This window comes from Streptomyces sp. NPDC002896, assembly GCF_040295225.1.
Lineage (GTDB): Bacteria > Actinomycetota > Actinomycetes > Streptomycetales > Streptomycetaceae > Streptomyces.
On sequence record NZ_JBEOVA010000013.1, the window covers coordinates 14516 to 39766 of the forward strand.

General features: G+C 70.1%; 20 protein-coding genes and 4 pseudogenes. 9 read left to right on the plus strand and 15 right to left on the minus strand.

Annotated features, from left to right (window positions below; all coding sequences use genetic code 11):
* Nucleotides 1–6: 6 nt before the first annotated feature.
* The 7 genes and pseudogenes from ABT009_RS24655 to ABT009_RS24685 all read right to left on the minus strand — a co-directional run.
* Nucleotides 7–1473 (minus strand): aldehyde dehydrogenase family protein, encoded by a 1467-nt coding sequence (locus ABT009_RS24655; protein ID WP_351298824.1) that lies wholly within the window; start codon nucleotides 1471–1473, stop codon nucleotides 7–9.
* 62 nt (nucleotides 1474–1535) lie between these two features.
* Nucleotides 1536–2738: a thiolase family protein gene (locus ABT009_RS24660; protein WP_351298827.1), complete on the minus strand. Its 1203-nt coding sequence runs from the start codon at nucleotides 2736–2738 to the stop codon at nucleotides 1536–1538.
* A complete protein-coding gene (locus ABT009_RS24665) occupies nucleotides 2735–3160 on the minus strand; it encodes a Zn-ribbon domain-containing OB-fold protein (protein WP_351298830.1) in 426 nt (141 codons plus the stop codon). Before ABT009_RS24665 ends, ABT009_RS24660 begins: the two co-directional genes overlap by 4 nt.
* Nucleotides 3157–4368, minus strand: a complete 1212-nt coding sequence (locus ABT009_RS24670) for a CaiB/BaiF CoA transferase family protein (RefSeq protein ID WP_351298832.1) — start codon at nucleotides 4366–4368, stop codon at nucleotides 3157–3159. The genes ABT009_RS24665 and ABT009_RS24670 overlap by 4 nt, the downstream gene beginning before the upstream one ends.
* Nucleotides 4369–4859: 491 nt before the next feature.
* A complete protein-coding gene (locus tag ABT009_RS24675) occupies nucleotides 4860–5183 on the minus strand; it encodes an alpha/beta fold hydrolase (RefSeq protein ID WP_351298835.1) in 324 nt (107 codons plus the stop codon).
* Nucleotides 5184–5254: 71 nt separating this feature from the next.
* Nucleotides 5255–5788 (minus strand): aldehyde dehydrogenase family protein, encoded by a 534-nt coding sequence (locus ABT009_RS24680; RefSeq protein WP_502989949.1) that lies wholly within the window; start codon nucleotides 5786–5788, stop codon nucleotides 5255–5257.
* A gap of 198 nt (nucleotides 5789–5986) precedes the next feature.
* A pseudogene (locus ABT009_RS24685) lies at nucleotides 5987–6217 on the minus strand (MerR family transcriptional regulator); the annotation flags it as partial.
* Between the two features lie 132 nt (nucleotides 6218–6349).
* On the opposite strand from ABT009_RS24685, the gene ABT009_RS24690 reads away from it, so the two are divergent.
* From ABT009_RS24690 to ABT009_RS24710, 5 genes and pseudogenes are all read left to right on the plus strand, one after another.
* Entirely contained in the window at nucleotides 6350–7027 is a 678-nt protein-coding gene (locus tag ABT009_RS24690) for a class I SAM-dependent methyltransferase (protein WP_351298838.1), read from the plus strand.
* 247 nt (nucleotides 7028–7274) lie between these two features.
* The gene (locus ABT009_RS24695; protein ID WP_351298840.1) at nucleotides 7275–9290 is read left to right on the plus strand and encodes a zinc ribbon domain-containing protein; all 2016 of its coding nucleotides are present in this window, start codon (nucleotides 7275–7277) and stop codon (nucleotides 9288–9290) included.
* 239 nt (nucleotides 9291–9529) lie between these two features.
* Nucleotides 9530–11113: an alpha/beta hydrolase gene (locus tag ABT009_RS24700; protein WP_351298843.1), complete on the plus strand. Its 1584-nt coding sequence runs from the start codon at nucleotides 9530–9532 to the stop codon at nucleotides 11111–11113.
* A gap of 136 nt (nucleotides 11114–11249) precedes the next feature.
* Nucleotides 11250–11512, plus strand: a pseudogene (locus ABT009_RS24705) (dihydrofolate reductase family protein); the annotation flags it as partial.
* 206 nt (nucleotides 11513–11718) lie between these two features.
* Nucleotides 11719–11967, plus strand: a complete 249-nt coding sequence (locus tag ABT009_RS24710; protein ID WP_351298846.1) for an SCO4226 family nickel-binding protein — start codon at nucleotides 11719–11721, stop codon at nucleotides 11965–11967.
* Nucleotides 11968–12358: 391 nt separating this feature from the next.
* Here ABT009_RS24710 and serS read toward each other — a convergent pair whose 3' ends face one another.
* On the minus strand, nucleotides 12359–13417 hold the full coding sequence (gene serS / locus ABT009_RS24715) for a serine--tRNA ligase (RefSeq protein ID WP_351298849.1): 1059 nt from the start codon (nucleotides 13415–13417) through the stop codon (nucleotides 12359–12361).
* Between serS and ABT009_RS24720 the strand changes: the two are divergent.
* A pseudogene (locus tag ABT009_RS24720) lies at nucleotides 13400–13847 on the plus strand (alpha/beta hydrolase); the annotation flags it as partial. The gene serS and the pseudogene ABT009_RS24720 sit on opposite strands and share 18 nt — an antisense overlap.
* A 154-nt stretch (nucleotides 13848–14001) precedes the next feature.
* On the opposite strand, the gene ABT009_RS24725 reads toward ABT009_RS24720, so the two are convergent.
* Nucleotides 14002–14643 carry a TetR/AcrR family transcriptional regulator gene (locus tag ABT009_RS24725; protein WP_502989953.1) on the minus strand — a complete coding sequence of 214 codons (642 nt, stop codon included), beginning with the start codon at nucleotides 14641–14643 and terminating at the stop codon, nucleotides 14002–14004.
* 88 nt (nucleotides 14644–14731) lie between these two features.
* Between ABT009_RS24725 and ABT009_RS24730 the strand changes: the two genes are divergently transcribed.
* Nucleotides 14732–16228, plus strand: coding sequence for an FAD-dependent monooxygenase (locus tag ABT009_RS24730; RefSeq protein ID WP_502989950.1), 1497 nt, complete (start codon nucleotides 14732–14734; stop codon nucleotides 16226–16228).
* 248 nt (nucleotides 16229–16476) lie between these two features.
* On the opposite strand, the gene ABT009_RS24735 is transcribed toward ABT009_RS24730, so the two are convergent.
* The gene (locus ABT009_RS24735) at nucleotides 16477–16677 is read right to left on the minus strand and encodes a hypothetical protein (protein WP_351298857.1); all 201 of its coding nucleotides are present in this window, start codon (nucleotides 16675–16677) and stop codon (nucleotides 16477–16479) included.
* Nucleotides 16678–16840: 163 nt separating this feature from the next.
* Nucleotides 16841–17656, minus strand: a complete 816-nt coding sequence (locus tag ABT009_RS24740; RefSeq protein ID WP_351299342.1) for a class I SAM-dependent methyltransferase — start codon at nucleotides 17654–17656, stop codon at nucleotides 16841–16843.
* A 526-nt stretch (nucleotides 17657–18182) separates the two neighbouring features.
* On the opposite strand from ABT009_RS24740, the gene ABT009_RS24745 reads away from it, so the two are divergent.
* Nucleotides 18183–19646: a flavin-containing monooxygenase gene (locus ABT009_RS24745; RefSeq protein WP_351298860.1), complete on the plus strand. Its 1464-nt coding sequence runs from the start codon at nucleotides 18183–18185 to the stop codon at nucleotides 19644–19646.
* Between the two features lie 92 nt (nucleotides 19647–19738).
* Here the strand turns inward: ABT009_RS24745 and ABT009_RS24750 are convergent.
* The 3 genes and pseudogenes from ABT009_RS24750 to ABT009_RS24760 form a co-directional block, all read right to left on the minus strand.
* Nucleotides 19739–20065 (minus strand): annotated as a pseudogene (locus tag ABT009_RS24750) (transposase); the annotation flags it as partial.
* A gap of 514 nt (nucleotides 20066–20579) precedes the next feature.
* Nucleotides 20580–22178, minus strand: a complete 1599-nt coding sequence (locus ABT009_RS24755) for an FG-GAP repeat domain-containing protein (protein WP_351298863.1) — start codon at nucleotides 22176–22178, stop codon at nucleotides 20580–20582.
* A gap of 287 nt (nucleotides 22179–22465) precedes the next feature.
* Nucleotides 22466–23623, minus strand: coding sequence for an FAD-dependent monooxygenase (locus ABT009_RS24760; RefSeq protein WP_351298866.1), 1158 nt, complete (start codon nucleotides 23621–23623; stop codon nucleotides 22466–22468).
* Between the two features lie 88 nt (nucleotides 23624–23711).
* Between ABT009_RS24760 and ABT009_RS24765 the strand changes: the two genes are divergently transcribed.
* On the plus strand, nucleotides 23712–24269 hold the full coding sequence (locus ABT009_RS24765; protein ID WP_351298869.1) for a TetR/AcrR family transcriptional regulator: 558 nt from the start codon (nucleotides 23712–23714) through the stop codon (nucleotides 24267–24269).
* Between the two features lie 68 nt (nucleotides 24270–24337).
* On the opposite strand, the gene ABT009_RS24770 is transcribed toward ABT009_RS24765, so the two are convergent.
* A complete protein-coding gene (locus ABT009_RS24770; protein WP_351298872.1) occupies nucleotides 24338–25246 on the minus strand; it encodes a GlxA family transcriptional regulator in 909 nt (302 codons plus the stop codon).
* Nucleotides 25247–25251: the final 5 nt, after the last annotated feature.

A 25251-nucleotide genomic window follows, 5' to 3' on the forward strand; every position in this document is an offset into this window, starting at 1 on the left:
GGGTCATCAGAGTTCGCCGATCACCAGGTGCTTCACCTCCTGGAAGGCGCGGATGCCGTCGGGTCCGCGCTCGCGGCCGAGGCCGCTCTGCTTGTAGCCGCCGCCGGGCGCGTACGCACTGAACAGGGCCGTGTTGACGTTGACCGCGCCGGTACGCAGCCGCCGGGCGAGGGCGGTGGCCGTCGCGGTGTCGGCGCCGTAGACCTGGCCGGACAGGCCGTAGGGGCTGTTGTTGGCGATGCGGACAGCGTCGTCGAGGTCCTGGTAGCCCAGCACCGCGATGACGGGGCCGAAGATCTCTTCCTGGGCCGCGGGGTTGGCGTTGTCGGGCAGGTCGAGGACCGTCGGTTCGAAGTAGTGGCCGCGCTCCATCCCACTCGGTCGGCCGCCCCCGTGGGCCACCCGGCCGCCGTGCGCGACGGCCAGGGAGACGAACCGCTCGCAGCGTTCGTGCTGGGCGGAGCTGATGACCGGCCCCATGGTGGTCTCCGGGTCGGTGGGAGAGCCGACGGTGAGGGACGCGTAGGCCCGGGTGACCGCCTCCACGACCTCCTCTTTGCGGTCGTGCGGTACGAGCATGCGGGTGGCCGCGACGCATGCCTGCCCGGCGGTGGCGGCGACGACGGCGACCGCACCGGCGGCCGCCCTGCCCACGGCGTCGTCGAGGTAGATCTGGGCGGATTTGCCGCCGAGTTCGAGGGCGACCCGCTTCACCGTCGGGGCGGCCTGCGCGAGGATCTGTCGGCCGATCGTGGTGGAGCCGGTGAACGAGACCATGTCGACGGCCGGGTGGCTGGTGAGCAGTTCGGCGCCGGCCGCTCCGGCCTCCACCACGACGCTCAGCACGCCGGGCGGCAGCCCGGCCGCGTCCGCCGCCGCGCCGAAGACCAGCGAGGAGATCGGGGTCAGCGGACTGGGCCGCAGGATCACGGAGTTGCCGGCCATCAGCGCCGGGACGATCTTCTGGAGCGCCATCACGATCGCCCCGTTGTACGGAGTGATCGCGGTGACCACCCCGACCGGCTCGTGACGCCGCACGCTCAAGGCAACGCGGCCGTGTACCAGTTCGTCGACCGGCACGGGGTTCGCCTCCTCGTGCGGCATCGACAGGTACAGGTCGATCGCGCCGCGCGCCACCGCCAGTCCGCCGCCCAGCTGCGACCGTTCGGCGAACGCCGTGGGCTGCCCTGCCTCGGCGACCATCGTGGCGACCAGCGTCGCCCGCGAGGCCTCCACGTGGTCGAGGAAGGCGTGCAGGACCCGGGCGCGTTCTGCGGGCGGAGTGTCCGCCCATACGCCCCGGTCGAAGCTGTCACGCGCTTCGGTCACCGCGCGTTCGATCTCGGACAGCGGCGTGACGAAGACGTCGGCCACGTGCGATTCATCGGCCGGGTTCTCGACGGCGAGGACTTCTTCGCCCTCGACCCACTTTCCGGCCACGTACGAGCGCCGTTCCGGGATGATCGCTCCCACGGGGCTCGCCCCTTTCCCGCCGCGACGCGGCGCTGCGTTCGATGGCGTACGCACGGCCCGGGTCACCAGGGCGTGGTGGTGTAGACGACGGCGCCCCCGTAGTGGGGCGAGGAATGGCACGCGAGCCCGACCGTCGCGCTCTCTCGCTGGCGTTCTCCGGCCCGTCCGGCCAACTGGAGGTAGCACTCGAGCATTTGCGGGATGCCGTGCATACGCCCGTTGCCCAACGCTCCCCCGCCCGAGAGCACGGGCAGGCCGCCGGGAGCGTCGCTGTCGATGCCGCCGTCCTGGACGAAGCGGTGCGCTTCGCCGAGCGGACAGAAGCCAAGAGCCTCAAGCCAGAACAGAACGAAGGGGGAGAACCCGTCGTACACCTGGGGAAGATCGACGTCGCCAGGCCCGACGCCCGTGTGCCTCCACAGCTGACGGGCCACCTCCGCGCCGCCGGCCATGATGTCGTCCAACGGCCAGTGCAAGGGCAGACGCCGCGGGATGGTCCCGCTGCTCGCGTAACCGGCGACATAGACCGGCTTGTTCGGCAGGTCGCGGGCACGCTCGGCCGAGGTGAGCACGAAAGCCGCCACACCGTCCACCGGGATGTCGCAGTCGTACCGGCACACCGGATCGTTGATCATCGCTGCCGCGAGGTATTCCTCCGTTGTCAAGGGTCGCTTGTGCCAGTACGACCACGGGATCCTCGCCCCGTTCTTGCGCGCCTCGACCACCACCGCCGCCAGCGCTTCCCGATCGGCGCCGTACCGCTGGAGATACTCGTTGGCGGGCAGCGCAATCATCGGTAACGGGCCGAAGAAGCCCTGCGGCGCAGTCCATTGCTGGAGCCCGCGTGCCTCGCACATCGGGTTGTCGTGGTAACGCCCGGGCGGGTTGTGCAGGGCGCGGTGCAGCAGGACGTAGTCCGCAGCGCCGCTCGCGATGACGTTGACCGCCAGGGCGACGGACCCGGGGATCTGCCCGATGCCCTGGAAGCCCGCGACGTAGCGGGGTGCGACGTCCAGCCGCTCGGCCAGCCAGTTGGCGGAAACCGTGCTGACGCCGTCCACGACGGCGTGGGCTCCCGCGGTGGGGAACAAGGCCGCGGTGACGAACCCGTCGACGGTCCCCGGCCGCAGTCCGGCGTCGGCGATCGCCTCGCGGGCGACGTCGACGGCGAGAGCGCCCAGCGGGCGTTCCGCGTGCCGCCGGACGACGCTGTGCGCGTACCCGACGATCGCCACTTGGCGGCCGGCTTTGAACTGCGGGCTCACGTGTCACCCCCGAGCACGAAGGCGGGAACGGCGACGCCCGGGGCCGCGTCCTCGAACGCCACGATCACCCGGTCGCCGATGTGCAGGGCGGCGTCCGGCCCGTCGAGGAGCCTGCCGATCATGCGCAGTTCGGACTGCTCGGCCAACTCGACGTCGACGAGCACGAAGGGCACTTCGGCGGCGTATCCGGGAAGGGACGACTGCCGGACGACCGTCCAGGACCGCACCGTGCCCCGGCCGCTCATCGGCTCGAACACGAACGCCGGATCGGTCGTCCGGCAGTGTGGGCACGTCTGGTCCGGAGGGACGGCGAACGCTCCGCACACCGAGCAGCGCGCGATAGCCAGGACGTGCCGGGCCGCGGCCTCCCAATAGGGCGCGGAGAGCTCATCGGGCACCGGCACCGGGCGGGCGGCCGTCACGGGATCACCCCCGCGTCCTTCAGCTCGGCGATCCGCTCCCACGTGAAGCCGAGTTCCAGGAGGACCGCCTCGGTGTGCTCGCCGTGTTCCGGCGCCCGGCGCAGCGCCGGCGGCCGCTCGTCGAACTGCACCGGCACGGTAGGCAGCCGATACGACGAGCCGTCCTCCAGTTCGACGTCGCCGACGTAGTCGTTGGCCAGCACCTGGGGGTCGCTGAGCAGTTCCTCGACGGCCTGCAAGGGCGCCCACGGCGCGTCGATGCGGGACAGGAGGTCCTTCCACTCGTCGAACGTCCGGCGGGCGAACTCCGCTTCGAGCTCGGCGACGCACGCTTCGCGGTTGTCGCCGCGCGCCCGCAGGTCGGCGAATCGCGAGTCGCCGATCAGGTCGTCGCGTCCGATGAGTCGGCAGAAATCCGCCCAATAGCGGTCCGACTCCAGGAACACGAGTTGAATGTGCCGCCCGTCCTTCGTGCGGTACGCGCCGACGAGCGGATTGACCGCACCGCCGCGCCCGGTGACGCCGCGCGGCTTCCCTCCCGCCAGCGCGGCGAGCACGTCCGACGAGAGCGTCCACATTGCCGTGGCGAGTAGCGAGACGTCCACGACCGAGCCCCGGCCGGTGCGTTCGCGCCGCAGCAGAGCGGAGGCGATGCCGAACGCCAGGGCCATCGCGCCGTTGCGGTCGCCCATCGCGCCACGCTGGCTGATGGGGTGGTCGCGTTCCGGCGGCGTCAGGACGTGGGCCATGCCGCCCTGCGCCCAGAAAGCGGAGGAGTCGTAGCCGGCACGGTCCGCACCAGGCCCGCGCACCCCGAAGCCGTGCCCGCGCGCATATACCAGACGGGGGAAACGGCGGGCCAGTTCTTCGGCATCGAGGCCGAGGCGGCGCAGCGCGGCCGGCCGGAAGCTGGTGAGGAACACGTCCGCGGTGTCGAGGAGCCGGTCGAGCAGGCGCGGTCCTTCGTCGCTGCGCAGGTCCAGGGCGACGGACCGCTTGCCGCGGTTGGCGAGGGCGACCGAAAGGTTGACGCCTGTGCTGTCGCTGCCGATGCCCTGGGTGGACAGGCCGCGGTACGGGTCGCCCTCGGGGCGTTCGACCCGGATGACGTCCGCACCCCAATCGGCGAGGAGCGCACCCGCGACAGGGACGAACACCCACTGCGCGAGTTCGACCACGCGTACACCGTCGAATGCGTCGTTGCCCACCAAGCACCTCCCGTACGCCGCACCGCACTTACTCGTTGACGCCGCCAGGCTAGAGTTTCGCTGCCGTTTTTGGGAAGGCTTGTTTCGAAGATTGTAGAGCGCCATTCTCGTATGTGCGAAGTCGCACTTCGCACCTTCGCCCGCTTCGCGACGGCACACGGGCATGCCAACGCCCCAAAACGATGTGTGGTCTGCATCGGCTGGCGTGGCTTCGGTTCCGGGAACCTGGTGTGGCGGGTGCGAAATCCTGGTCGTGCACTCGGCCTGCACCAGGAGCTCGAGGACAGCGGGCTCGGCAGTCTCATCGGGGCGCCATGGGGACCGCCGAGCCGCCACCGCCTGGGCAGCGCGGTGCGCGTGGCCGCAACCGCCCTGCGGTTTCACGCGGATGGTCCAATTGGAACTGCCGCTGGCCGACCCGCATGTTCGAGCTTGCCGTCGCCTGACGTTGCGCAGAGTGATCATGGCAGTGCCGGCTGGCTGTTGAGCTCTCACTGGGAGCGCGGCGGCCGATCCGCGTCCAGGCGTCGCGTCAGCCGATCCAGCTCATCCTCCGTGGCCTGCGGGGTGTAGTCGCCGACGCGGGCGGTGGACCGCCCGTGGCCCCGGTGGCCGATGGCGATCACGCGGTACCCGGCGCCGAGCACCGCCGGGATCTGCCAGCTCCAGTCGTGGGGGTCGCATGCCCAGCTGTGTAGGAGCAGGACCAGCGGTGTCTCGCCCTGGTCGGTGTAGACGAGCTCGGCACTCGCGTGGCGGAAGGTGGCTGTGGTGGTCCTCCAGGTCGTTCGGCCCGTGGGGCGGGATGGGGGCACGTCAGATGTCGGCGGGGCCCGGCTCCGCCGCCGGCAGCGGAGTCGGGCGCGCCCGTCGAACCGGTGTGGTGTCAGGGCAGGTAGACCGACTTCCACTCCAGGTAGGCGCTCAGGCCCTCGGGGCCGAGTTCGCGGCCCAGGCCGCTGGCGCCCCGGCCCCCGAACGGGGAGTTGAAGTCGAGGCCGTAGTCGTTGACACCGATGGTGCCGGTGCCTACCCACCCGGCGATCGCCGTGCCGCGCTCCTGGTCGGCGGTCCAGACAGTGCCGCCGAGGTCGAACTCGGAGTCGCTGGCGAGGGTCACGGCCTCGTCGTCGGAGAAATACGGGGTGACGGCCAGGACGGGGCCGAAGATCTCCTCGCGGGCGATGGTCATCTCCGGCCGCACGTCGTTGAGGGCTTTGACATCCGCGAAGCGGTTCCGATCGTCCCCGATCTCGGCGAGGATGCGTGCGCCTGATGGTGCGGACAGGCCAGGGAAACTGGTGATGATCTCTGCATCCGAGTGGGCGAGGAATGCGTCTTCCGTGACGGAAGCGAGCTCGGCGACGCTCTCGCAGGCGGCGTCGAGCTGACGGAGAAGAGCCGCGGTCTGATGGCCCATGGCCTCCTCGACCTGGGGCAGTTGATGGAGATAGCCAGCGCGGAAGATGGTCCGCAGACGCCGACCGCATCGAGTGGATCCCGCTCTCGGAGATCCGCGGGATGGTCGAGCGCCAGGAGATCGTCGGCAGCGGCAGCCTGGTCGGTCTGCTCTACCTGATCCTGGACGAAGCCACAAAGAGCGCCAAGTTGTTGCGCGTCATGACGTTGTAGACGCTTCAGAGGCAACATCCGGACGACTGTTGCTGCGTACTGCCTCAAGGTACTCGGCTATGGCGTCCCTGTTGCGGGTCAGGCACTTGATGCGCTCGGTCATGCGATCGCGTTCGTGTTCCAGCGTGGTGATCATTTCCGGCGTTGCATCGGGGAAGTGGATGATCCGGGGCTTGTCGAGGCATGGGAGGATCTGCTTGATGATCCGGGTCGGCAGTCGGCTCCCCATGGGAACGGTGAAATGTCGGTGGGGATCCCCGCGCTGATCTCGTTGCGTAGTGCGGGCCCGTCGGCCGTGTATGCGTCAGTGTGCAGGTGGAGGCCCGGGCCATGTCCTTACGATGATCCGATGCGCCAGCCCGACGTGAAGCCGTACTGGAACACCAACGTTGCCCGGCACTCGGGCATCCTCCGCGCTGTTCGGGAGGGGTGCAGTGATGCTCTGGACGTCGGGTGTGGGGACGGGCTGCTGGCTCGGAAGCTCGCTGGGCGGGCGAAACGCGTCACCGGGATCGACAAATCGCCCGAGATGATCGCCTGTGCACGCGAGTTCGCCGCCGGCTATCCGGATCTCACTTTCATCGAGGGCGACTTCCTCACCGCCGAACTCCCCACCGCGGAATACGACTTCATCTGCTCGGTGACCACGATCCACCACATGGAATTCGAGGCGGCTCTTACCCGCATGCGCGAGCTACTGCGGCCCGGCGGCAGGCTGGTGGTGGTCGGTCTGGCCCGCGAGGCGAGCGTGGGGGAGTGGGCGACGTTGATCGCGGCTGCCCCGATCGTGCGGATCACGAAGGTGCTGCGTCGCGCGCGCGGTCCGGAGGGGATGCCGGTCGCCGTCCCGCAGATGAGCTACGGGCAGGTGCGGGCCGCGGCGAGGCGGCTGCTGCCAGGCGTGCGCTACCGCCGGCATGTGCTCCGCCGGTACTCGCTGACCTGGGAAAAACCAGGGCCGGTTCCGTTCTCGCCCAGTTGCACGTCACAGACAGGGCCGCCTCTCTCGACGACGGCCGAATCCTGACCCTAGAGCTCACGCGGCCAAAGTGGGTCAGGGTTCAGCCGGCTCCGACAGCCTCACGGTCGCTCCATCGGATGAAGAGGTTGCGGGGGAGGCTCACGTGTTTCCTTAGGTATCCATAGTGATTCGTCATCTGTCGGTGTCCTGCCCTGTGCTGGGTTTCGTGTGTGAGTGTGTGGGGCGAATGCGTGACCCTTTCCCGGGATGGTCGTTGATCGGATGACAGCATCGCGGACGGGGAGGGGTATCGGTGAGTCGGAAGTTGCCGCTCGCCGAGGGCGAGACGTCTCGTACCGCCTGTGCCCGGGGCGTGGTGCGCGCGGGGGTGGACGAGGAGACGGGCGAACTCCTTGCCGCCGCTGTGCTGACGGAGCGTGTCGGCTGGGCCGCCGACCTGGTGTCCGGCATGGTCGCCTCGCTGCTGGCCGCCCACGGGAACACCGTCGACGTGGACGTGCTGGCGTCCGGTGAGGACGCCGGGGGCCGGAAGCTGCCGTCGAACGCGTGGATGGCGCTGCGCCGGCTTGGCTGGATGGTGGCGGTGCCGGACGGTGTCCGTGTCAATGACCGGATCGTTCGGATGGCCCAGGAACAGGCCGGGCGCACGCTGCGGTCGGTGAAGTGGCGTGCCGACCTCACCGCCGCAGTCATCGCGACCTGGCCCGTCGATCCGGCCAGGCGCACGGCCAAGGAGTGGGACACCGTACGGGCTGCCGCACCCGGCGGCGAATACCTGCCGTCCAGTGTCATCAAGGGGCGTACCCGGCAGATCGCCGCGTTCGCGTGCGAGCACGGGCGGCTGCCGGTCGATGCGTTCGAGATGGAAGCCGCGCCCCGGGTCACCCGGATGCTGCTGCTGGCGGCCTGCGACGGACAGCAGGCCACCCTAGAACGCCACGAGAGCGATCCGGGGCGGGCGCTGCTGCGGCTGCAGTTGCCGGTTCGGCCCGATCCGCGGTCGTACAAGGACTGGAGGTGGGTGTCCTGCCCCGTCTCGCTTCCGCCTACAATTCCGGCCTCGGCGGTGCTGCACCTGCTCACCCTGCGTGCCGGCCAGGGGCGCGTGCACGCGGATCTCGCCTACACCCACGCCGTCCCCAGGACCCAGCGCACCGGGCACACGGTTGCGCTCGGTGTGGACTGGGGCCTGAACACCCTGCTCAGTGCGGGGGCCGCCCGTCTCCACGATGACGGCCGGATCACCGCCCTCGCAGGCGGGGGCATGTTCCGGGCGGCCGGTGTCCTCGCCAAGCAGCACCGGCTGCGCCGCCACAGTGAGTACCTGCACGCGAAAGCCGATCGCTACCAGCGGCTCATCAACGCAGACGGGCAACATGCCCTGAACGGCAGGTACGCCGTCCTGGCCGAGGAGATCTCAGCCGTGTCCGCGCGCCGGTCGAAGGGCAACGAGGCGCTGGCGTGGGCTGGCGCACGGTGGGCTGTGGACCAGGCCATCGCTGCCGGGGCGAGCGTCATCTACCTGGAAGACCTGCGGTCGATGGAAGCGGGGGGCATGGGCCGCACCCTGAACACCCGTCTGTCGCAGGCGGTGCGCGGGCAGATCGCCGACCGGATACGGCACCTCGCTGGCGAGGTGGGCATCGCGGTGGTCACGGTCCCGGCCCGGCACACCTCCAAGCACTGCCCTCAGTGCCTGGCTCCGCTGCGGCACCGCAAGGCCCCCGACCGGCCCACCATCCCGGGCTGGAAATGGGCGTTGTGCCCCGGCTGCGGTTGGCAGGGCGACCGCGACATGGGGGCATGGCAACGCATCGCCGCACGCGGCCTCACTCACCAGACCAAGACCGTGACCGACCGCACCAGCGGTGCCATGATCATCCGCTCGGTGATCGACACACTCGAAGCCAAGGCGGTCATCACACCGGCCGCTGTGAAGACCAGCCGGAAGGACCGGTCCAAGACCGGGCCCACCCGGCGGCGCACCACACGCCCCGCGCCCAGGCGACGCAGGGCACCCTCCCCCACCGGCCCCTCGGGCCCGGCGGGCAAGCGTCCGGAGGGGCACGCTCACACGGACCGGGCCCGGCTGCCCCGCGCAGCCCACCGGCACCAGGGCGTGACGACGATCAGCACACCCTTCCCCAAGCTCTCGGCTCCGCTCGAGCAGGGGAGACCCCATCCCAGCCGACACAGGCCACGAGGAGCAGCACTGGGCGCGGGCTTCCACCTGCACGCCCACGCCACCCCTCCACGGTGGGCAGATCCCCCGCCAGACACTACGTCCGACATGGGATCGCTTAGCTGATTAGAGACGCTTCTGGCCACAGTCGCGGTGCGCACGGCGTCGGACGCGGTCGCCGGCCGGCCCAGGCGGGCAGTAGCTCGGCCATTCGGCTGCGGTTGGCTCGCGCGTCTTGCCGGACCGCGGTGTCGTTGACACGGATGCGCGTCGACGTCCAGCGCATGGGTGGCATGGGGCGCTCAGCCGTGGAAGGACAAGGCATGCACATATCTGGGCCGGTAGCGGGCCGTCGGAGTTGTGCCGTGGTCATCGCCGCGGTGGTGACCTGCTCGATGGCACTGACCGGGCCGGGCCTCGCCGCGACCGACGGTACGTCGACACCTTCGGTGCCCGCCCCGAAGGTGGACTGGAGACCCTGCGTTCAGGGCAGACAGTTCGACTGCGCGACCGCGAAGGTGCCGCTGGACTACCGCAACCCCCGCGGCCGCGCCATCGAACTGGCGCTCGTGAAACGGAAGGCAACCGGCCCCGGACGGCGTATCGGCACCTTGTTCTTCAACCCTGGCGGGCCCGGCGGGCCCGGAACCGTGCAGATGCCACAGAATTATGAGTTCTTCCCGCGCGAGGTGCGGGAGCGGTTCGACATCGTCAGCTGGGATCCACGCGGAGTCGGCAACAGCACCGCGGTGAACTGCTTCGCGCGCCCCGAGCAAGCCGACGCGTGGATTGCGAGCAAACCGGCCGGCTTCCCGGTGGGCGAACAGGAGCGGAAGACCTGGATCGCCGCGTACGCCGAACTGGGCCGACGCTGTCAGCAGCGTGACCCCGAGCTCCTGCGCCATGTGTCGACCGCCGACACCGCTCGCGACCTCGACCAGCTCCGTCAGGCGGTGGGCGACGCACAACTCACCTACCTCGGGATCTCGTACGGCTCGTTCCTTGGCGCCACCTACGCCAACCTCTTCCCCGGCAAGGTCCGCGCCATGACCATCGACAGCAACGTCGACCCGCAGGCCTGGACGAACCACGCCTCCAACGACGACCCCCGGCTCCCGATATTCCTGCGCATGGGCGCGGACCTCGGCGCTGCCGCGATCCTGGACCAGTTCCTCGCCCTGTGCGGCTCCACGACCACCGCCCGCTGCGCCTTCTCCGCCGGCAGCCCGAAAGCGACCCGGGACAAGTTCGACCAGCTGATGCAGCGCCTCCGGGAGCATCCGGTCGGCGCGTGGACCTACGGCAGGACGGTTGGCGACGCAGTGAGCGGCCTCAACATCGTCCACCCGGGATGGACGGAGCTCGCCGGCAGGCTGCAGGACCTGTGGCAGGGCCGCGTCCCGCAGCAACCCTCACCCCTCCCCGAACCGCCGGTCCCGAATCCGTACACCGGCGACGAACAGGGGGGTGCCGTACTCTGCTCCGACAGCCCCAATCCGCGTGACCCAGGGGTCTACCACGCCCTGGAGGAGGCCAGCGCCATCCGCGCGGGCGACACCGGACGCTTCTGGACCTGGGCCGCGGAGCCGTGTGCCACCTGGCCGGCGGTCGCCGCCAACCGTTATCGCGGCCCGTGGAACAAGCCCACGGCGCACCCCGTCCTGGTGGTCGGCACCACCTACGACCCCGCAACCCCCTACTCGGGCGCGCAGGCCATGGTCAAAGAACTGGCCAACGCCCGCCTGCTCACCAACAACGGGTACGGACATTCCGCACTGCTCAACCCCAGCAGCTGCGTCAACGAGTACGAAAGCCGCTACTTCATCGACGGCACCCTCCCTCCGGCCGGAGCAACGTGCCGGCCGGACACGCCCCCCTTCGCCGCCGCACCCAAGCCGCGTGGCGGAGTCGCCACCGGCGGCGGCGGGACGGCCGGCATCGTCTCCTGAGCTGGCCATAGGCCCGCAGCCTGGGCACGCCCGTCCCCGCCCAGGTCGCCAAACTGAAGCGGCAGCCCGGCCGTGACCTGCAGATCCACGGCAGCGCCCGGTTGGCCCAGTCCCTGCTTGCCGCTGGCCTGATCGCTGCACGCCGGCCCCCGGCGCGTGGACCGTCTTCCGAGGCGAGCGGCTCAAGCTCGTCCAGGTCGCGCTCACCCCCGACCGGCAGGAATGATCGACGAGCTGCGCTTCGTGATCGCCCCGGTGGTCGTGGGCACCGGCCGACGCCTGTGCCCGGACGGTGGCGCCCCGGCCGGCCTCCGCCTCCTCCGCAACGAGACGACACCGAGCGGACTGGCGGTCCACGTCTACGAATCGGCGGGATGTCCGGAGTACGGGGCGTACGGGACGTACGGGGCCAGCGAGCAAGGGGAACAGGCCGATGGCGCGCGGGGAGATGCCCCACGCGCCACCGCGCACCAAGAGACCGCTCGGGCTGACCTCGCGGGCTTGACCGCCCCGGGCGACGGACCGGTGACGCTTCGTCGCTCATGAGGTGGGCTTCCGATGCCGGGTGCAGCATGGAAGTACCGGCGATCAGGAGGTGCGTGATCATGGCGGAGTTCATGGACGTTCACCACGGGATGAAGGGGATCACGGGCGAGCAACTGCGGGAAGCGCACCGCGCGGACCTGGCCATCGAGGCCGAGGAGCAGGTGCAGTTCAAGCAGGCCTGGGCAGACCCTCAGTCCGGCGAGGTCTACTGCCTGTCGGAGGCGCCGTCGGCGGAGGCGGTGCAGCGCATTCACGAGCGCGCTGGCCACCCGGCGGACGAGATCCACCCGGTGCCGCTCACGGCCTGACACCGTGCCCGGTGCGGAGATGCGCGCACGGTTCCGCATACGCCGAAGGGGCCCTCCTTGTGTGGAGGGCTTCTTCGGATCACCTTCTTCTTGCCCGGGGCGTTTCGGATGTTCTCGGCGAGCGCGCCGACACGCGTAGGCCCTCCGTGCCGAACTGATCCCGACGGCCTGCAGTGATCGCCGATCGAGCCACTGGCTGAACGAACGGGCCGCCTGGCCCGCTGGGCGACGGTCGCCTCCATGGCCCTGGGGCCCTTCGGTTGCCCCCGTTCGGCCATGATGGCTGTGCGGGGCTTTCGTATGTGCTGCGATGGCTGGCAGTGGGACTGCCGTGTCTGGGCATTCTGACCCGCGCTGCAGCCGGTCAGTGCCGACAACAGCCCACTTGGTGTCAGGGCGACAGCGGTGCTGCCAGGACGCCGCTCGGGATCCACTTGCGCAGCACCTCAGGTACGTCCACTGTGCCGTCGGCTCGCTGGTGCTGTTCCAGGATTGCGGGTACCAAGCGGCTGGTGGCGAGTCCTGAAGCGTTCAGCGTGTGGAGATACGCCGACTTGCCCTGCCGAGGCCGGCAACGGATGTTGGCGCGCCCCGCTTGATAGTCGCGGGCGTTCGAAACCGAGCTGACCTCGACGTACGCCCCGACGCTCGGCAGCCACACCTCGACGTCGTAGGTCTTGGCCATGGCCGCGCTTGTGTCTCCAGCCGCAAGCCGCGTGATCCGATAGTGCAAGTTCAACTCCTGCACCAGCTCCTCGGCTTTGCCGAGGAGCTCTGCGTGCGCGGCATCCGAGGCGTCGGGATGGGTGAACTGGAACAGCTCGACCTTGTTGAACTGGTGCCCGCGCAAGGTCCCCCGCTCGGCTGTGCGGTACCCGCCGGCTTCCTTGCGGTAGCACGGCGTGTACGCGACGTACCGCTTCGGCAGTTCGGCTTCGGGCAGCGTCTCGTCCCGGTGCGGATTCACGAGCGCGGTCTCCGCAGTCGGCAACAGGAACCGCTCCGGGCCTTGCTCGCCCTGCTCGAGGGCAAACACCTCGTCGGCAAACTTCGGGAACTGGCCCGCCGTGTAGCCGGCCGCGAAGGTCAGCACGTGTGGCGGCAGCATGAACTCGTAGCCGTCCCGCACGTGGGCCGCGACGAAGTAGTTCAGCAGCGCCCACTCGAGGAGGGCACCGTTTCCCCGGTACAGCCAGAAGCCGCTGCCGCCGAGCTTCGTACCGCGCTCATGGTCGACCAGGCCGAGTCTGCGGGCGATTGACACGTGGTCCCTCGGCGTGAAGCGGAACTCCGGGCGCTGGCCGACTTCGCGGACGACCGCGTTGTTCTCCTTGCCTCCGGCGGGCACATCGGTATCGGGCAGGTTCAACGGATCAAGGAAGGCTCGACGCGCCTGCTCCAGTCCGGCCAGCTTCCCCTCGGTGGCGGTCAGATCGTCCCCGAAACGCATTCTGTGCATTTCACTGCGGAGACATCGTCGAACGGTGTCGTCGAACGCGGCTTCACTGTGGGTGAGGTCCCCGGGGTGCTCTGGTCACCGGCTTCCGGCTCCGATCGCGCGCCCCTGGTGCTGATGGGTCACGGTGGCGGCACGCACAAGAAGGCACCGGCGATGGTGGGCCGTGCACACCGCCTCGTGGCCGGCCTGCGGTTTCCACGTCGCCGTCATCGACGCGCCCGGTTACGGCGGCCGGCCGCGCACGGCAGTGGACGAGCAGGAGATCGCCGCGCTGCAGCAGGCGATGGCGGCGGGCGAGCCGGTCGGCCCGACCGTCGTCCGGTACAACGCCCACCTGGCGGAGCGCGCCGTGCCGGAGTGGCAGGCGACCCTGGACGCTCTCCAGGAGCTGCCGGAGATCGGCGCCGAAGGGCCGGTCGGCTAGTTCGGTCTGAATATGGGCATCGCGATCGGGGTGCCGCTGACGGCGATCTGAGGGCCCGGGTTTGCGGAGGCGATCGTCGAGATGCCGGTGCCTGGTCCGCCGACTGCAGGGCACCGGGCGACGCCGACACTCGCCGCTAGGAAGCCACGCGTCACTGCCGCGGGGTCAGCTGCCGCAATCCGTTCTCCAGCAGCGCGAACGCATGTTCCGCGTCAGCCACCGCACCCGCATAGCGCTCGTCGGCCGGCTCCCCGTACGCCAGGCGTTGGGCGTTGTCCTGCGCCAGCGCCCAGTGGACTGCGACGATTTGGACGGCGGCCAACCGCGCCGTGAGCTCCGGAATGTCTGCTGTTTCGTGCAATGCCTGGGTGAGTGCGCGTTCGGCGCCGGTCTTGAACCGTTCCATCCGGGCCACCAGTGAGGGCGCGTCGAGGATCATCTGGTGGACCCTCCGTACCTGGGGATGGTCGTTGAGCCCGGTGATCGGGTCCCGCTCGCGCAGCCCCTTGAGGAAGTGCTCGCGCACCGCGGTCAGCGGGGCGGTGCGGGGCGTGCGGGCCTGCACGGCGCGTGCGATTTCGGTCTCGTGGTCGGCGAGGCGATGCACCACGAGGTCTTCCTTGGTCGGGAAGTAGGCGAAGAGCGTGCGTTTGGACACCTCGGCCGCCTCGGCTACCTGAGCCACCGAGACCTGGTTGAAGCCGTGTTCGAGGAACAGCGTGATCGCCGCATCGGAGATCGCCGCGTGGGTCCGCTGCTTCTTTCGTTCCCGTAGCCCTGGCTTGCCGTCCACGGCGTCCACCGTAGCAGAGAGCTGCCCCGAGGGGATTTCTGCATCTGGTATAGATTTACTCCGAGGCGAGAGATGAGATGGAGTGAAGGTGTTGGCCGAGATCGAGACTGAGGTCGTCGTCGCGGGCGCCGGCCCGACCGGACTGATGCTGGCGTACGAACTGGCTCTGGCCGGGGTCGAGACCCTGGTGCTGGAGAAGCTGCACCAGCGCATCGAGCAAGTGAAGGGCGGCGGGATTCAGCCCCGTACCGCTGAGCTGCTGGAGTCGCGCGGCCTGCTGGAACCGTTGCTGCAGCGGACCACGCCGCGTGATCCGGTCGACGGGCACTTCGCGGCCCTACCCGTGCCGTTGGACTGCGCACCCTGGCAAACAAGGCACCCTTTCCCGATCGCGATCCCTCAGTGGGAGATCGAGGCAGTGCTCGAAGAGCGGGCGATCGCCGCCGGCGCGCGGGTTCTGCGCGGCACTGCCGTCTCAGGGGTCGAGTCGGACGACGACGGTGTAGTCGTGACGGCGGGCGGTCTGCAGGTGCGGGCTCGCTACCTGGCGGCGTGCGACGGCGGCCACAGCACGGTGCGGAAACTGCTCGGGCTGCCGTTTCCCGGTAGGCCCGGGACCCAACAGGCGGTGTTGGCCGACATCCGCCTGTCCACCGTCTCGTCGCTGGTGCCGCAGCAGATGGGGCATATGAGCACCCTGACCCGTCAAGCGGGCGGCTACTGGGCCATGCTGGCCCCTCTCGGCGGCGACCGGTACCGGTTCACCTTCGGGCGCACGGACCAGGCAGACATCGACCGCGACACCCCCATCACCCACGAGGAGATCACTGCCGCGCTACAGGCCGTGTACGGCCATGAGACCACCCTCGGCGCCGTGGACAACGCTTCGCGGTTCTCCGACGCCACTCGACAACTGGAGCACTACCGCGCGGGCCGCGTCCTGTTCGCGGGCGACGCCGCACACATCCACCCGCCGCTGGGCGGCCAGGGACTCAACCTCGGCATACAGGACGCGTTCAACCTCGGTTGGAAACTGGCCGCGGTCGTCCAGGACCGGGCGCCGAGCGGCTTGCTGGACAGCTACCAGGCCGAACGGCATCCGGTCGGAGCTCAGGTCCTGCATCACACGTCGGCGCAGCGGGTCCTGGCAGAGCCGAACCCGAGCGAGGACGTGGCCGCCCTGCGTGACATCTTCATCGACCTGCTGCGGCTGCCCGACACCAACCGCCACATCGCGGGACTGATGTCCGGCCTCTCGCTGCGCTACGAGCTGTCCGGGGAGCATCCGCTCACCGGGCAACGCATGCCGGACGCCGACCTGGTCACCGAAGCCGGCCCCACCCGGCTGTCGACGCTGTTCGGCTCGGGGCACGCCGTCCTGCTCGATCTGGCCGGAACCCTCCCGGCCGACCTCCGGCTCCCGCCACGAGTCGACCTCGTCCGTGCCACATGCACCGACGATTTGGGCGCTGCTGCCCTGCTCATCCGTCCCGACGGCTACGTCTGCTGGGCTGCGGACGGCTCCGCCGCCTGCGGCGAAACCCTGCTCGCCGCGATCGCCGGCGACCTTGCGAGGGTGCACTGAGCCGGTGGGACCGGTACGTGGTCCACCGCAGCCCCCCTTGCCGCGGGAGCGCTGACGCTGGCCGCGGCCAATCTTGTACTCGCCCGCCTGAGCTGGTGGTCGGTGAAGGGCCCTTCCGGCACCTTCCGGCGCTCCTGGTAGGCCTGCCCCGTCCGGTCGGTGCCCAGGCGGAGCAGGTCGAAGGCGACGAAGTGGGCCGGCCGCTAGGCGGCCGCCTGGGCGGCGGCTCCTGACCTGCGGTGCTGGCGCTACTGAAGCCGTTCGAAGGCGAGCTGGTGGTTCTCCCACACGACCAGCTCCCCATCGAGCGCGGTGTCGCCGGGCAAGTCGGCGGCTGCGGCAGCGATCTCGGCCCGGACGACCGTGTCGATCACCTCGACCGATTCCACCACCACGCCCTCGACCGAGGAAAACAGCAGCTCGTTCAACTGCGGCAGCACTTCGTTCACGGCGAAGGACTGTCGACCACACCACTGTCCAGCCAGGCGATTTTCGGGCGGACTTTAGTGGTCGTAGGCGGTCAGTGCGCGCATGACTGGCTGGCCGCGAATGAACCTGGCTCCACTCATCAGGTCCCCTTGGAATCGATCATCTAGGGAACCGGGAGGCGCTCTACCGGCGGACTGCCGAGATCAGTCCGCCGGGCCGCTCCTCGCGCTGCGGCGGGGTGCTGATCGGGCGGCCGTAGGCGGCAGCGCGCTCGCGCAGGGTGTGGCTGTCGGCCTCCCAGCCGTGCCCGGCCAGCCAGCCCACCGGGTCGTCGGGCATCTCCGAGACCCACATGGACGCCGCCGATCCCGGCGCGGCGTCCGCGCCGAAGCGCTCGATCACGCCGCGCGAGCCCAATGTCAGCCCCATCCGACTGCCTGCCGCCGACTGCGTGCTGATCCGGGCCAGCAGTAGCTCCACCGCATCCTCGGGCAGATAGATCAGTAGTCCTTCGGCGATCCACGCGGTCGGCGCGGCCGGGTCGTGCCCTGCGGCGGCCAGCGCGCCTGGCCAGTCCTCACGCAGATCCACCGCGACGGTGATCCGCTCGCAGCGTGCGACGGCCCGTTCCTGGCGCAGCACCGAAGCCTTGAAGTCCAGTGGCGCGGCGGTGTCGACCTCGAACAGCCGGGTGCCCTCGGGCCAGTCCATCCGGAAGGCCCGGCTGTCCATGCCGGCGCCGAGCAGCACGACCTGCCGGATCCCGGACGCGGAGGCCTGCTGCAACAGGTCGTCGAGGAACTTCGTCCTGATGACGATGGAGAACGACACGGCCAGCCGGCGGCGTCGTGCGGCCGCGTCATCGGGCAGCGGCGGCGACGAGGGCCACAGGCCGCCGGCGGTGGCGAAGGCCTGTGCCAGTGGGTCGCGGAACAGCGCGTTCTCCCGCTCGGTCTCCAGCGCCCGCACCCTGGCCACCCCCACCGCCGTGGCCCACACTCCCGACGGCTGCACCCACTCCTGCTCATCAGTCACCGCGCCAGCCTAGAAGATCGATTCCAACGGGCCTGATGAGGGGAGCCAGCTTCATGCGCGGCCAGCCGGTCATGCGCGCACTGACCGCCTACGACCACTAAAACCACCATTAGGCGAAGATCAACAGTCACCCTGTGTACGCGACCACACGAAGTGGACCAGAGCCTTCTTGAGGGAGTCGTTTTGACGCGACTTGGGGAGTCACTCGGCAGTGATCGGCAAGATCAATGTCATGAGTTTTGATGTCACTCTCGACCTGATCGCAACAGGGATCCAGGCGAGTGCAGGCGAGTGCAGGCGAGGGCAGGCGAGGCCAGACGCCCGGCGTGTGCCATTGCCCGGCTCTCCTGTGCGCGTCACCGTGACGTGACGAGCGGTCACCGACCGAGCTGATGCCTCAGGCACTATGGCCATGCGCTGGGCATGGGGGTCCGCGACTGGGATGATGAGCGAGCTGGATGCGCCGATCCCTCAGGGAGAGTGGCAGTTGATGAGAGCGTGTGTTGTCGGGGCTGGCCCCGGGGGAATCGTCACCGCCAAGGTGCTGTTGGAGAACGGCTTCGACGTCACGGTCTTCGACAAGTACCAGCAGGTCGGCGGGATCTGGTCATCAGAGGGCTGCTACGACGGGCTGGCCAACCAGTCCGCGCTCCGCATCTTCGAGTTCGCGGACCTGCCCAACCGCTTGCACTTCGCCAGCGCGGTGGACACGCAACGCTACCTGGAGAACTACGCCGAGACCTTCGGTGTGCTGGACCGCGTCCGACCCGGCACCGAGGTGATCTCCATCCGGCCGGTGGATGGGCCTGGGCGGGTGGGCGCCTCCGGCTGGTTGGTCGACTCTCGGCCCGCTGGGGACAAGGCGGCGGATGTGCATCGCGAAACATTCGACTACGTCGTTGTCGCCAGTGGGGCTCATCATCATGCCCAGCTGCCCGAGCTGCCCGGGCGTGAGCTGTTCCGCGGGACCGTGCTGCACTCCAACGAGGTGCGGGCCGGCACATTCACCGGCCGGCGCGTGGTCGTCGTGGGCGGCGGCAAGTCCGCATTAGACCTGATCACCCGCGCCGCACGCGAGGCGACCTCGGCCACGATCGTGCAGCGCAAGGTGAACTGGATGGTCCCCGAGCGGTTCCTGCTCGGTCTGGTCGGCTACAAGTGGCTCCTGTTCACCCGGCTCGGTGAGGCGCTCCTGCCCCGCTACCATGATCCGGCCTGCATCCGTCCGATCGACCGCATCGACGAGCGGGTCAAGCGAGCTTTGTGGTGGCTCATCACCCGCGACATGCTGTTTTCCACCGGGCTGTACCGGCTGCCGAGGCAACTGCGGCCCGCCCACGCGCTCCCGTTTCACCTGGCCCACGCGGGAGTGATGCCACGTGGCTACGCGCGGGCCATCCGCCGCGGCCTGATCGCCCCCAAGGTCAGTGCTGTCGAGGCGTATACCGACAACGGGCTGCGACTGGCGACCGGCGAGGAAGTAGCGGCGGATGTCATCGTGTTCGCCACGGGGCACCACAAAGTCTTCCCGTTCCTGGATTCGAGCGTGCCAGTGCACGACTCCGCCGGGCGGCTGCGGCTCTACCGAGGCATCGTGCCACCCAGCGCCGACCGGCTGGGGTTCGTCGGTTTCCGGCAGGTCTTCAACAACATCATGGGCGTGGAACTCACCGCGCACTGGCTGACCTGTTATTTCCGGGAGACGCTGCGCACCACCCCGGGCGAGCAGGAGATGCGGGAGGCCATCGACGCTCGCCTGGCCTGGCAGGAGCAGGTGCTGCCAGGCTCCGGCGGCTACGACTTCGGCCCCTACGACATCCACTGCGCGGACGAACTCCTGCACGACATGGGGTTGCCATCCCGCCGCGCCGGCAACCTGCTGGCCGAATACCTGCTTCCCGGCGGAGTCGCACACCGCTACGCGGGCCTGACTCGCTCGAGTTCGGCGAATTGACTGCAGAGCACGAGCGGCCCGACGCTATGCGAGCCCCGCTGACCTGCCGAGGAAGGGTGCGGCTCTGCTGGGGGGTGCCTCTATGTCTTTCGTCAAGCGAGGCGTGGAGTTCTGGGTTCGTAGAAGGTGCCGTCGCGGAGCATCGCGAACAGGGCGCTGATGCGGTGGCGGGCGAGGCGGAGGAGGGCTTGGGTGTGGGTCTTTCCGCGGGAGCGGCATCTGTCGTAGTTGGTGCGAGAGGCGGGATCGTGCAGGGCGGCGAAGGCCGAGAGGACAATGGCCTGCTGCAGCTGTCTGTTGCCGCCTCTGGGCGAGTGTTCGCCGTGGATCGAGGTCCCCGACAATCTGGTTGCTGGTGCGAGTCCGGCGTAGGAGGCGAGGTGGGCGGCGGTGGGGAAGCTGGTGCCGTTACCGACGGTGACGGCCCCGGACTCCTAGCTCAGACACCAGCCGCAAGGTAGCGGCCAGGGCTTCGCGGCTGCACTGAGGGCGCGTCCCCTGGATCTTGACGTACTCCGACATCTCGGGCTCCGACTCAGGGAGCCGGTTCAGGCGGGCCCAGTCCTCGTCGGTGAGTTCGGCGGCCACAGCGGGGTCGTCCGGCGGCAGGGTCAGCAGGATGTTCAAGTGGATGGCGACCCAGGGGGAGGGGCGAAGCGGACGGGCGCGGTCGCGCCCGGCGTCCCCGGCTCTCCGTCTGTGGCGGCCGCGCGTTCACCGTCGCCGCCAGTTCGGCCGTGGACGGCCTCCCGGTCGGCGCCGGGCGCGGCCGCCGTTCCTTCCGATCGTCACGCGCCCCGCCGTACGACCGAGCCCCGGTGAGAACCTGTGAACGAACCCCGTTGGCCCGGCCTGGGGCGGACGTTGCCGTGGCGGGCCGACACTGTGTGGACAGGGGGTTCCCTTCGGCGGGGGGAGTGAGAGCGGGAGCAGTCACCTTGTGCCCAGTTCCCGTACGGGGACGAACCGCGCCGTCTTGATGCCCGGGCCGTCGGCTGTTCCGGGGAAGACCCAATAGCCGTGTTCCTCGCGGGGCTTGAAGAAGCCCCGGTAGCCGACGAGGAGTTCGGCGCGGCCGTCGCGGTCGAGGTCGGCAGCGGCGACGTCCCAGCCGAAGCTGTCGGCGTCCGCACTGTGGGTGGGACGGCTGGGCAGGTGGAGCCGGTAGCGATCGATGGTGAGTGGGGGCGCGTAGCCGCCGTCCGGCTGCGAGAGCAGAACGGTCACGGTGCCCGCCGGTTTGCTGCGGGAGTCCCGGTTCACCAGGTCGTCCTGGCCGTCGCCGTTCAGGTCGGCGAGGACGGGGCCTCCGGTGTAGCCGATGGTCTGCAACGTTCCGGGTGGGTCCTCGCCTCCGGTGTCGTAGGGGGCGGGGAGTCGGCTGGTGCGGGCGCCGGGGCCGTGCGGGCCGCCGTGCAGGATCGTGCCGTCGGTCTGGACGATGTCCGTGAACCGGTCGCCGTCGAGTTTCCCGGCGGTGAGCAGCGGTGTGGTCCGGTCGCGGCCCGGCAGTGGCAGAGCCCTGCCCGCGCCGGTGGGCAGGGCGGCCGCGGCCGGCCCTGCGGGCGTACCGCGGTAGTAGCGGGTGTCCACGAGGCCGCGGGGCAGGCGGTCCTCGTCGTACCAGTCGGACACGTCCTGATCCTCCGGCGGCATCGGCAGCCCACCGCGGGTGACCACGTCATCGCGGCCGTCTCCGTCGAAGTCGCCGGTGACGAGGGTGGACACACCCACGTATCCACCCTGGGTCGCCTCGACGGCGACGGTCCTGCGGGGTGCGCCGGTGCGGGTGAACGGCCCGTAGAGGATGGTGAGGCAGGCCGAGGGGCGCGGCTCGTGGAAGCCCGTAGGCCGCACCTCGCGGCCGTCCCGCAGCCCGATCAGGTCCAGCGCCCCGTCTCCGTCGAAGTCGCCGGTCGCCGGGAACAGCGGGTACTCGGCGGGGAGTCGCACCGTGCGTGGCGTGCCCTTCCGGCTGCCCCAGACGATGCTCTGTCCGGTCCAGGAGCGCTCGCGGTCGTGGAACAGGTTCTGGACCACGAGGTCCGCCAGGCCGTCGCCGTCCAGGTCCCCGGTGAGGTGGGCGGCGCTGTTCGCGACCAGCGGGCGGGTACTGGTGGCCGGGTCGAGTCCGGGAAGGCTCAGCGAGACGCCGGCCGCCGGGGCGATGCCTCGTGCCGAGCCGGGGACGAGGGCGCGGTGGTGCAGCCAGCCGCCGCCCTCCTTCGGGCGGTACCAGGCGTCGAGGTGGATGTCGGGGAAGCCGTCGCCGTTGAAATCCGTGCGGTTGACCGTCTGTTGCGGGGCTACCCGGGCGGTGCGCGCCGGGGCGGCAGGCGGTGCGGCGCACACGGCCGGGGCGACGGTCGGCGCCTTGCCGTCCGACTCGACCGGCGGCGTGCGCTGCGGTATGCCCGGGTTGCGGTGGCCGCTGGAGGAACCGGAGAGGTGTACGTGCATCACCACGCTCGCGAGACTCAGCGCGAGGACGACGACGGCGACGGCGGCGGTGGCGATACGGCGACGGGACACAGCCCGAGTCTCGGGCCGGGCGCCCGGGCGTGACCAGGCCTGACACGTTCCGGATCGGCAACGGTCTCCGAGTGGCCTGCAGCGGATGCCTTGCGGCGGAGGTTTGTCCACAGGCTCTCACGCCCCGGACCGCCCGTCGTTCTTTCCCTCTTCGTCGTCGGCGTCCTTCTCCGCCTGATAGTCAGCCAGATTTGGGAGCGTGGCGGACTGTCAGGGGTGGCCGCAGGCCATTGCGAAGCGACGCTCGAAGAGCGCCCTTGGCCGGCCGTGGAGCGGGGCGGGTGCCGTCAGCCGAGGCCCGGCGGTGTCCAGTCGGCATGACGCAGGATGGTGCGGGCGGTCGCACGGGAGGGGGCCAGCCGGAGGGCCGTGTTCCGCAGGGCGATGGCCAGGGGGTGCGTCAGTTGTTGGCCCATCCGGCCGGCCTGGCGGGCGGCGCGTGCGACGGACTGGCTGCGCGGGCGGCGCTCGGTGTCGTAACGGGTCAGCGCTGATTCGACGGTGGGCTCGGTGGCGAGCGCGGCGGCCAGCACGGCCGCGTCCTCCAGTGCCTGGCAGGCGCCCTGGCCGAGGTTCGGGGTCATGGCGTGGGCCGCGTCACCGAGCAGGGCGATCCGGCCTGCGGTGAAGGCGGGCAAGGGAGTCGCCAACTCGTGGATGTCGTGGTGCAGGACGGCGTCGGGCTGGGTCGCGTCCAGCAGTGCGGGGATCGGATCGTGCCAGGTGCCGAAGCGGCGGCGCATCGCGGCGAGGGCGTCCGCATGCCGCATCCCGGGCGGCGAGTTGAGCACCGCGTGCCATTCGGCCCGGCCGTCGGCGAACGCGATGTGGCCGAACTCGGTGCCCTTTCCCCAGGTCAGTTCGAAGTCGGTGTCCAACTCGACCGGGTGCTCGGTGATGGCGCGCAATACGGTCGACCCGCTGTAGGCCGGGCCGGAGTGCTGAGGGAACAGCTGGGCGCGCAGCCGGCTGCCCACTCCGTCGGCGGCCACGACCAGATCCGCCTCCAGGACGGCGTCCCCGAGCGGTATCCGCACCCGGCCGGGGTCGGAGCGGTCGACGGACGTCGCCTCGGCGCCGACCACCAGGCACTCGGATGGCAGCGCCGCGCGCAGCAGGTGGTGCAGCACGGCCCGGGGGATACCGACGATCGGCGTACCCAGCTCGCGCTCGAGAGCGGTCCCGTCCATCCGGGCCAGCCAGCCGCCACCAGGGACACGGGTGCCCCCGGTGTACTGGGGCCGCGCAGCCGCGCGCACAGCCTCGCCGACACCGAGGACGTCCAGGGCACGGATGCCGTTGGCGTGCAGGGAGATACCCGCACCCACATCGGTCAGGACGGGGGCGCGTTCGACAACCGTCACCTCCCAGCCGATCAGGCGCAGACCGATCGCGGCGGCCAGCCCGCCGATGCCTCCGCCCACCACCACCGCGCTGCCACCCATACCGGCCCTCCCTCGTCTGCCCCGCCGTGATCCTTCTACAGGTGTAGAAGAAGAGTACCCCGCTCCTCTACAGGTGTAGAAAAGGGGGATGCCCACAGACCGACGTACCGTCCTCGCCGATGCGGCCATCGGCGTGCTCGCCGAGGCCGGAATCCGAGGACTGACCCATCGCGCGGTGGACCGGGCAGCACATCTGCCACCCGGCACCACGTCCGCCTACTACCGCACCCGCCAGGCACTGCTCACCGCACTGGTCCGGCGCCTGGTCGCACTCGACCAGGCAGAACTCCAGGCGATCGGGGAACGGACGCCGGTGCCGCGGAATGCCGAGGAACTGGTGGCCGGGATCGCCGCCTTCGTCGAGCAACGGCTCACGGGGGACGGACGGCGACGCTCCCTCGCGCGCTACGCGTGCGCCATCGAGAGTGTGCACCACCCCGAGCTGCGGGAGATCCTCGTGCCGCGCCAGAACGCAGGACGACAAGTCGTACGCGACTTCCTGGCTGCGCAAGGCGTCGCAGACGCCGAGGACCGCACCGTCACCCTCCTGACCTGTGTGGACGGATTGGTTTTCTACCGCCTGGTGGGGGGCGGAACCGTGTCCGACCAGGAGATCCGCGGGCTGGTTGCGGCGGCGCTGCGATAGCCCACACCTGCCGGCACCGGGCGGGTCCGAACTTGCCCTACCCAGGGGCGTTCGGTTACCTGACGCAGTCAGGTCGTGCGGGCGCGGAGGCGGCGCAGCATGCGTGGGTCCTCGAAACCGACTGAGCGGGCGGCGGCGTCGATCGTCGCGCCGTGGCTGATGAGGTGTTGGGCGCGTTCGAGGCGGAGGGTCTGCTGGTAGCGCAGTGGGGTGAGTCCGGTGGCGCGGCTGAAGAGGCGGGTGAGGGTGCGTTCGCTCACGCCGACCGCCGAGGCCAGGGTGGGCAGCGGGAGCGGTTGGTCGAAGCGGGCGTCGATGAGGTCCTGAGCGCGGTGCACGGTGTCGTCGAGGTGGGACCGATGCCGGAGCATGGCGCTGGACTGCGGCTCATGGCCGTTGCGGCGAGCGTAGACGACCATGTCCCGGGCCACCTGGGCGGCGACGGCAGGGCCGTGCCGGGTCGCGACCAGGTGCAGGGCCAGATCGATGCCGCTGGCGATGCCGGCCGAGGTGATCACCCGGTCGTCGGCGGTGAACAGGACGTCGCGGACGACCACCGCCCTGGGGTGGCGCAGGGCCAGCTCGCCCTGCACGTCGTGGTGGGTGGTGCAGTGGCGGCCGTCGAGTAGGCCGGCCTGGCCGAGCGCCTCGGCTCCGGCGCAGACGCTGGCCACCGTCCCGCCCGTGGCGTGGTGGTCCCGGAGGACCTGCAGGGAGGCGGCGCCGATGGCGGGGGCGTCGGCCAGGGTGACTGTCCGCCAGCCGGGCACCACGATCAAATCCTCGGGCCCGAGCTCGGGCCAGTCGAGCCCGGCCACCAGCGGCAGCCCCTGGGCCGTGGAGACCTGTGGCTGCTCGGCGACGTAGGCGAGTGTGTAGGGGTGCCCGAAGTCGGCGGCTGTGGAGAAGACCTGCGCGGGGCCGGCCAGGTCCAGCAAGTGGACTCCGGGCACCAGGAAGAAGACGACGTGGCTCACGATTC

What these genes read in the sequence shown, in the direction of transcription:
- ABT009_RS24745 (WP_351298860.1), top strand. Translation starts at nt 18,183, where the DNA reads ATGAGAGCGTGTGTTGTCGGGGCTGGCCCCGGGGGAATCGTCACCGCC.
- ABT009_RS24710 (WP_351298846.1), top strand. Translation starts at nt 11,719, where the DNA reads ATGGCGGAGTTCATGGACGTTCACCACGGGATGAAGGGGATCACGGGC.
- ABT009_RS24765 (WP_351298869.1), top strand. Translation starts at nt 23,712, where the DNA reads ATGCCCACAGACCGACGTACCGTCCTCGCCGATGCGGCCATCGGCGTG.
- ABT009_RS24690 (WP_351298838.1), top strand. Translation starts at nt 6,350, where the DNA reads ATGCGCCAGCCCGACGTGAAGCCGTACTGGAACACCAACGTTGCCCGG.
- ABT009_RS24760 (WP_351298866.1), bottom strand. Translation starts at nt 23,623, where the DNA reads ATGGGTGGCAGCGCGGTGGTGGTGGGCGGAGGCATCGGCGGGCTGGCC.
- serS (WP_351298849.1), bottom strand. Translation starts at nt 13,417, where the DNA reads ATGCGTTTCGGGGACGATCTGACCGCCACCGAGGGGAAGCTGGCCGGA.
- ABT009_RS24680 (WP_502989949.1), bottom strand. Translation starts at nt 5,788, where the DNA reads ATGGGCCATCAGACCGCGGCTCTTCTCCGTCAGCTCGACGCCGCCTGC.